The following is a 7,797-nucleotide window of genomic DNA, read 5'->3' as shown; positions in this document are numbered from 1 at the left end:
CCCGCGCGCGGCGGCGCGTCGTGGCCTCCGGCCCCGCGCCACCGCTCGGCGATCTCGCGCACGTCGCGGCCGTCCTCGGCGGCCTGGCGCAGCTCGTGCCCCACCAGGTCCTCGGGCTGCACCCAGGTGAGACGGATCACGCCCCGCCCCCCGTGCCGTTCGCCGCGCCGTTCGCCGCGCCGTTCGCCGCGCCGTTCGCCGTGCCGCCGTCCGCGGCGAGCAGGGCGGCGAAGGCGCTCTCGTGGGCGCGGCGGCGGGCCCGGTCGTCGGCGTGGACGCGGCGCGCCACCCGGGCGATCGCGCGGCCCGGCTCGACCAGGTCCGTACGGCTGGCCCGCGCGATCTCCTCGGCCCACTCCGCCGGCACCGAGGCGAGCCCGCCGAGCGCGCCGGCGATGGCGCCGCCCATGGAGGCGATGGAGTCGGCGTCGCGTCCGTAGTTGACGCCGCCCAGCACCGTCTCCCGGAAGTCGCCCTTGGCCACCACGAGGAACCCGAGGGCCAGCGGCAGCTCCTCGATGCTGTGCACCCGGCTCGGCCGGCGGGCCCCGAGCCCCTGGTCGCGGTAGGTGTCGGCGACCGTGTCGTAGGGGCGCATCGCGGCGCGCAGCGTCTCGAACGAGCCCTCCCAGTGCCCGAGCCCGCGCGCCGCCTCGCAGACCGCCTCGATCGCGGCCCGGGTGCCGTCCTTGGCCAGCCGCAGGCAGGCGGCCACGACCGAGTCGGGGGTGGCGCCCGGCCGCATGGCCTCGGCGACGGCAGCGGCCATCACGCCGGCGGCCTCGCGCCCGTAGCTGGACTGGTGCGCGCCGGTGAGGTCGACCGCCTCGGCGTAGGCGGCGTCGGGGTCGGCGGCGTTGACGACGCCGACCGGCGCCACGTACATGGCGGCGCCGCAGTTGACGATGTTGCCGACGCCGGCCTCGCGCGGGTCCACGTGGCCGTAGTGCAGGCGCGCCACGATCCACTTCTCGGCGAGGAAGATCCGGTGCAGCGGCAGCGCCTCCGTCTCCAGCTCGGGGATCCAGCGCCGCTCCCCCATCAGCTCGGGCACCAGATGGTCGGCCATCGCGTACGCGTCCAGGTGGCCCTGGACCTTCTCGTAGACGCGGATGAGCGCGTGCGTCATCAGGGTGTCGTCGGTGATGTGGCCGTCGCCCTTGTGGTACGGGGCGATGGGGCGGGCGTTGCGCCAGTCCTCGTTGAACGGCGGCACGATGCCCTCGACCGGCCCCCCGTACCTCTGGGTGATCTGCTCCGGCGTCCAGCCCTCGGTGGCGCCGCCCAGCGCGTCGCCGACCGCCGCGCCCGCCACACAGCCCACCGCTTTGTCGGTGAGCAGGTCCGCGGGCTGATCTGCGAGCGGCGTCATACGAGTTCCTCCGTGAGTTCGATGAGATCTGTTCCCGCCAGGCGCGGCAGGCAACAGCCTGCCAGCGTGCGGGCCGAGGCGATCCACCCCTCCGGGATCGCCTCGAACCCTCCGCACGCCCCGGTGATGGCACCGGTCAGGGCGGGCGCCGAGTGGCCAGCGGCGCCAGGCAGGCGGCGGCGGGCACGGCCCGGCCGAGCGCGCCGCCCGACACCTCGGCCAGCGCCAGCGCGACGGGCACCGTCTGGGCGGCGCCCACCGCGTAGCTGTAGACGTGGTCGAGCAGGGCGGCGTCGAGCGCCGGCACGGCGGCGAACGGGTCGCCCGCCGCGCGCGCCGCCTCGATCGCGAGCCGCGCGTTGTGCCCGATGGCGGTGTCCTCGGGCAGGACGGCCAGCGCCGCCTCGACGGCCTCGCCCGCCGACCCGGTCGCGACCGCCGCGGCCACGGCGGCGGCCATGGCGAGCGCGCCGAGCACGCCGTCGCCGGCGTTGGTCACCCGCGCGTCCTCGGCGGGGTCGCGGCCCAGCGCGCCGAAGGCGACGGCCCGCACGGCGGCGGCGTCGTCGAAGTGGTGCGGGTTGTCGTGGCCGCTGGCGGGCGGCTCGACGCCGCGGGCGAGGTTCTCCAGCGCGGTGGCCACCGAGATGCGCGCCCGGACGTCCTGGCCAGGCTCGCCGAGCTCGCGGAACGCCTCGGCGCGCGGCCGGTCGATGGTGAGCGCCGTCCAGGCCAGCCACTCGGCGTCGTCGGACGGGCCGAGCGCGAGCGGGGTCACGGGCTGGTTCAGCGCGAACGGCACGGGCAGGGTGGTGACCCGGTGCTCCTCGGCGAACGCGTCGAGCTCCCGGTGCAGGCGCCGGCTCCACGGGGCGTGCAGGGCGGAGCGGTGCCGGCCGGCGGGCCAGCCCGCGGCGTCGCCCACGGCGAGCCCGGCGAAGGCCCCGCGGATTCTGTCCCCCGACATGGTCGTCTACAGTCCTTTCGCCGTACGGCGTCCGCCGCCCGGTCCGTCCTCTGCCGCGCCCGCTTCCGCGCCCGGCCGGTGGCCGGCCACCGCGGCCGCGAGCTCGTCGGCGACGGCCAGCACGTGCCGGCCGGCCACCACGGGCAGGCAGGTGCCCGCGACCGGGCCGATGCGGGCGGCCCACCGTCCGGGCACGCCGCCCTCGCCCTGCCCGGCGCCCGCGACGGCGCCGGCGATGGCGCCGATGGTGTCGGCGTCGCGGCCCAGGCTCACGGCGAACGTCACGGACGCCTCGACGTCGCCGTCACCGGCCAGGTAGGCGGCAAGGGCGAGCGCCACGGCCTCGGGCGCGACGTCGGTCCACGGGTAATGGCGCACCACGACGGCCTCGTGCAACGCCTTCACCAGCGCCGCCTCCCCACCGTCGGGCGCCTGCGCGTCCCGTTCGTTCCGTTCGTCCGGCGAGTGCTGCGCGTCCTGCAGTACGGCGGGTCCGGCCTCGACGACGGCGACCGCGCGGTTGACGGCGCGGGCCGTCCACGAGTCCTCCGGCACCACCGACAGCGCCGCCGCCACCACCTCGCGCGGTGGCAGCCCCGCCATGGCGGCGGCCACGGCGCCCGCGACGGCGCGCCCGCCGAGGACGCCCTCGCCCGACTGGCTGACCCGCCCGTCCTCCTCCACGAGCCGCGCGGCCTCGGCCGGGTCGCCCGGGCTGAAGATCCCGTACGGCGCGGCCCGCATGGCGAGCCCGTCCGACCAGCCGTGCTGGTGGACCAGCCCGGTCATCGGTGGTTCGAGGCCGCGGCGAAGCGCTTCGACGGTCCCCAGCTCGGAGAACCCGGCCCCGCGCATGGGGCCGGTGATCCGCGGCAGCACCTCGGCCCGGTAGGCGGCGGCCACGGCGGCCGAGGTGAGGGCGTGCCCGTGCCGGACCAGCAGGGAGGCGGCGAAGATGGCGTACTCGGTGTCGTCCGTGCCGCCGCGCTCGATCTCGGTGAGCCGGCCCCAGCGCCGCCGGATCTCGGCCGGGGTGAGGTTCTCCGCGGGGGCCCCGAGGGCGTCGCCGGCCGCCAGGCCGAGCAGGCACCCCCGGGCCCGGTCGCGAAGGGTCGTCTCAGCGGAAGGGATCACCGCTGGTACCGCTCCAGCACCTTGTTGCCGTCGTCGACGAGCTTCTTCGCCGCCTCGTCAATGCTGATCTTGTTGGCGAAGTACTCCTGGAGCGCCGGCGTCGCCACCTTGCTCTTCCACTCGTCGAACCCGTTGACCTTGAGGAACGGGGCGACGACGAGGTTCTTGGCCGAGGCCGTGGCCACGTCCCAGCCGTTCTCCTTGGTCGTCATCGACGGGTCGGCGGCGGCCTTGACGGAGGTCGGCAGCAGCCAGTCGCCCTTGGCGAGCTTGGCCTGGTTGGTCGGGTTGAGGAAGAACGAGATGAACTTCAGCGCCTCGTCGGCGTGCTTGCTGTCCTGCGCCACCGACAGCGTCTGGGAGACGGCGCCCTGGTCGGAGGTGGTGCCCTTGAGCGGCGGCAGCGTCACCCACTCGAAGTCCTTCGGCGCCTGCTCGGCGACCTGCTGGCGCAGGTACACGCCGGCGGGCAGCAGGGCGAACTTGCCGGCGTAGAAGGCGGGCAGCGGGTCGGCCGTGCCCTGGCCGAGGGCCGCCGGGTCGGCCGACTTGTCCTTGTAGAGCTGGTCGTGGATGCGCTGGAGGACCTGCTTCTCCTCCGGGCCGACCTTGACGGTGGTCTTGCCGTCGGTGGTCTGGAAGAAGGTGCCGCCGAAGTTCAGCGCCAGGTTGAGGGACTTGTTGACCGGCGACTTCATCGGCCAGGCCACGCCGAACGTGCCGCCCTTGGTCATCTTCTTGGCGGCCTCGGAGAACTCGTCCCACGTCCACGGGTTGTCGGGGGCGGGGATCCGCACGCCGGCGCCGTCGAGCAGCTTCTTGTTGGCGATGATGACCTGCGACTCCTGCAGGAACGGCACGCCGTACACGCCCTGCTTGCCCTTGCCGTCGTCGAAGGTGACGGTGTCCCACGACTTCTGCGGGATGTCGCTCTTCAGCTCGGCGGGCAGCTTGTCCGCCAGGTCGAGCAGGTAGCCGTCGGCGGCGAAGCCGGACAGGGCGGGCGAGTCGTTGTGGATGACGTCCGGCGCGGTGCCGCCCGCGAACTGGGTGACGAGCTGGTCGTTGACGTTGTCCCAGCTGCCCTGGACGTAGGTGACCTGGATGGTGGGGTTGGCCTTGTTCCACTCGTCGACGATCTGCTTGTTGGCGGCGACCGACTCCTTCTGCCAGGCCAGGCTGAGGAAGTTCAGCTTCACCGGCTCGCCGGGCTTCTCGGCCGCGGACCCGCCCTTGTCGCCTCCGCCACCGCTGCCGCAGCCGGCGGCCAGCGCGACGATCGCCGCCGCCGCCAAAGCGGACTTCATACGCATGAGAGCCTCCTACTAGCCCTTGACGGCGCCGGCCATCAGGCCGGACTTCAGTCGCCGCTGGATGATTGCGAAAAAGATCAGGCTCGGGATGGTCGCCATGAGCGACGCCGCGGCCAGCGGGCCGAGCCGTGCCACCCCCTCCGGGCCGGTGAAGCGCACCAGCGTCAGGGGGAGCGTCATCACGTCGGGGTCCTGCAGGATCACGAGCGCGAAGAGGAACTCGTTCCACGACGAGATGAACGCGAACAGCAGCGTCGCGACCACGCCGGGCGCGAGCAGCGGCGCCACCACGCCGGCGATGGTCCGGATCCGCCCGGCGCCGTCCACGGCCGCGGCCTCCTCCAGCTCGGCCGGCACGGCGCGCACGTACCCCTGGAGCATCCACAGCGCGAACGGCAGCGTGAACGTCACGTGCACGACCACCAGGCCGGGCAGCGTGTTCACCAGCTCCAGGTCCCGCAGGATCATGAAGAGCGGGATGATGATCAGGATGAACGGGAAGACCTGGCTGACCAGCACCCAGCCGATGGCGATCCGGTTGACCAGGCCGCGGTAGCGGGCCATCGCGTAGGCGGCCGGCAGCGAGATCAGCACCGTGACGACACTGCTGGCCAGCGCCACGACCAGGCTGCGGACGGCCGCGCCGACGAGGTCCTGCTCGCCGAACGCGTCGGCGAAGTTGGCCAGCGTCGGCTCGCGCGGGATCCACGTGGGGTCGGCCAGCGCCATCTCGCGCGGCGTCTTCAGCGCCGTGGACAGCAGCCACAGCAGCGGGAACGCCAGGAAGACGATGTAGGCCAGCAGGGCGAGGTACTGCGGGACGCGCCGCACCCCGGCCGCCTTTCCCCGGGTGGTGACCGTCACTTGGCCTCCCTCATCTGGCGCCACAGGTACACGCCGAGCGCCGCGAGCACGACGACGGCCATCGCGAGGCCGAGCATCGAGGCGTAGCCGGCGAACCGGTACCGGAACGCCTCCTCGTAGGCGAACAGCATCGGCAGCCGCGTCTGGCCGCCGGGCCCGCCCTGGGTGAGCACGTAGACCAGGCCGAACTGGTTGATGTTCCACACGAAGTCGAGCGAGGTGATGGCCACGATGACCGGCTTGAGCTGCGGCAGCGTGATGTTCCAGAACCGGCGCCAGCGCCCCGCGCCGTCCACCTCGACGGCCTCGTACAGCTCCCTGGGGATGCCCTGGAGCCCGGCCAGCAGGACGACGGTCGTCTGCGGCATGCCGGTCCAGACGCCGACCACGATGATCGCCGGCAGCGCGAGCGAGAAGTCGGCCAGCCAGTTGACGTGCGTGCCGAGCAGGCTGTTCAGGATGCCCGCGTCGGGGTGGTAGACGAGCTTCCACATCAGCCCGATGACCACCGGCGGCATCGCCCACGGCACCACCGCGAGCACCCGGGCCACGCCCCTGAACCGAAGGTCCTGGTTGAGCAGCAGCGCCAGGCCGAGGGCGGCGAGGAACTGCAGGCCGGTCACCGAGACCGCCCAGATCATGCCGATCCGGAACGACGACCAGAAGTCCTCGGCGGTCAGCAGCTCGCCGAGGTTCTCCAGGCCGACGAAGCTCGTCTCGTGGTTGCGGGTGTTGCGCGCGTCGGTGAACGCGAGCGCGATCCCGTACAGCAGCGGGCCCACGCTGAACAGCAGGACCGGCACGAGCGCGGGCAGCATGAGCACCCACATCTCGCGGGTCTGCCGCGAGATCCTCCTGCGCCGCGCGTGCCGCGCGGGCGGGGTGGGCGGCGCTGGCCTGGTCGCGGTCGCCGTCATGACGTGCCCCCTCCTTCCGTGCTCCTGCTCTGCCTGCCCGCCGCTCCGAACGCCTCAGGAACGCCTCGCACGGCCGGCGGCTCGGGCGTCGTGGACGCGCGCACCACCAGACGGGGCGGCACGGTCACCACGCGGGGCTCGTGCTCGCCCTGCTGGAGCCGGTCGAGCAGCAGCTCGGCGGCGACCCGGCCGCGCTCGGCGGACCCGAGCGAGACGCTGGTGAGCGACGGCCACGAGGCCGCTGCGAGGTCCGTGTCGTCCATGCCGACCACCGCGACGTCCTCCGGCACCCGCTTGCCCGCCGCCCGCAGCACGTCGAGCGCGCCGAGCGCGATGAGGTCGTTGGCGCACATGAGCGCGTCCACGTCGGACACCCGGTTGAGCAGGGCCGCGACGGCGCGGCCCCCCTCCGCCCGGTAGAAGTCGCCGATCTCGACCAGCTCCTCGTCGTACGGCAGGCCCAGCTCGGCCAGCGCCTCGCGGTAGGCGGCGCCGCGGGCCGCGCCGGGCACGGTGTCGGTCGGGCCGTTGACCAGCGCGATGCGGCGGCGGCCGAGCGCGTGCAGGTGGTCGACGGCCAGGCGTACGCCGGTGCGGGAGTCGGCCCGCACGTTGTCGACGGGCGTGCCCTCGGGCACGGAGCCGATGACGACGACGGGCGCGCGGGCCGCGGCCAGCATCTGCAGGTGTGCCTCGGTGACCCGCAGCGGCACCATGATCATGCCGTCGACGTAGCGTTCGCCGAGGCTGTGCAGCACGTCGATCTCGTCCGCGACGACGGCGCCGGTGGAGTGCAGCACGAGGCGGTAGCCGGCGGCCTTGAGCACCGGCTGGATCTCGCGCAGCATGGCCAGGTACGCCGGGTTGCCGACGTCGGCCATGGCGAACGCGACCTGATGGGTGCGCCGGGACTTCAGCGACCGGGCGACGGCGTTGCGCACGTAGCCGAGCTCCTCGGCCGCGGCCATCACCTTGCGCACGGTCTCCTGCCGGGTGGGCAGGCCGTTCAACACCCGCGAGACGGAGGCGATGGAGACGCCCGCGCGCTCGGCGATCGTGGTGATCGTGGGTCCCTGTGCCAAGGTCGTCCTTCCACGGTCGTCAACGTTTCCGGCAAGGATCTGTAAACGTTTACGGTGTTTCGGACATGAAACCCGGACGCAACATGCGGGTCAAGTCACGATCACATAACGCCAGGTCAACGGCTTGCCTGGCAAAGCAGGACCAGAT

General features: G+C 73.4%; 7 protein-coding genes. All 7 read right to left on the bottom strand.

Going from position 1 to position 7,797, the window contains the following annotated elements:
* Positions 1-136: 136 nt before the first annotated feature.
* Positions 137-1,372, bottom strand: a complete 1,236-nt coding sequence (locus AB0H81_RS29780) for an ADP-ribosylglycohydrolase family protein (protein ID WP_358381181.1) — start codon at positions 1,370-1,372, stop codon at positions 137-139.
* A 136-nt stretch (positions 1,373-1,508) separates the two neighbouring features.
* The gene (locus AB0H81_RS29775; protein ID WP_358381179.1) at positions 1,509-2,339 is read right to left on the bottom strand and encodes an ADP-ribosylglycohydrolase family protein; all 831 of its coding nucleotides are present in this window, start codon (positions 2,337-2,339) and stop codon (positions 1,509-1,511) included.
* Between the two features lie 6 nt (positions 2,340-2,345).
* Positions 2,346-3,473, bottom strand: coding sequence for an ADP-ribosylglycohydrolase family protein (locus tag AB0H81_RS29770; RefSeq protein ID WP_358381177.1), 1,128 nt, complete (start codon positions 3,471-3,473; stop codon positions 2,346-2,348).
* A complete protein-coding gene (locus AB0H81_RS29765) occupies positions 3,470-4,786 on the bottom strand; it encodes a sugar ABC transporter substrate-binding protein (protein ID WP_358381175.1) in 1,317 nt (438 codons plus the stop codon). Before AB0H81_RS29765 ends, AB0H81_RS29770 begins: the two co-directional genes overlap by 4 nt.
* Before the next feature lie 12 nt (positions 4,787-4,798).
* Entirely contained in the window at positions 4,799-5,650 is an 852-nt protein-coding gene (locus tag AB0H81_RS29760; RefSeq protein ID WP_358381173.1) for a carbohydrate ABC transporter permease, read from the bottom strand.
* Positions 5,647-6,567, bottom strand: coding sequence for a sugar ABC transporter permease (locus AB0H81_RS29755; protein ID WP_358381171.1), 921 nt, complete (start codon positions 6,565-6,567; stop codon positions 5,647-5,649). The genes AB0H81_RS29760 and AB0H81_RS29755 overlap by 4 nt, the downstream gene beginning before the upstream one ends.
* Entirely contained in the window at positions 6,564-7,649 is a 1,086-nt protein-coding gene (locus AB0H81_RS29750; protein ID WP_358381169.1) for a LacI family DNA-binding transcriptional regulator, read from the bottom strand. The genes AB0H81_RS29755 and AB0H81_RS29750 overlap by 4 nt, the downstream gene beginning before the upstream one ends.
* Between the last annotated feature and the right edge of the window lie 148 nt (positions 7,650-7,797).

This window comes from Nonomuraea sp. NPDC050691, assembly GCF_040654455.1.
Classification (GTDB): Bacteria; Actinomycetota; Actinomycetes; order Streptosporangiales; family Streptosporangiaceae; genus Nonomuraea.
Note: the sequence above shows the minus strand (reverse complement) of the source record. Positions and strands in the feature narration are given on the sequence as shown.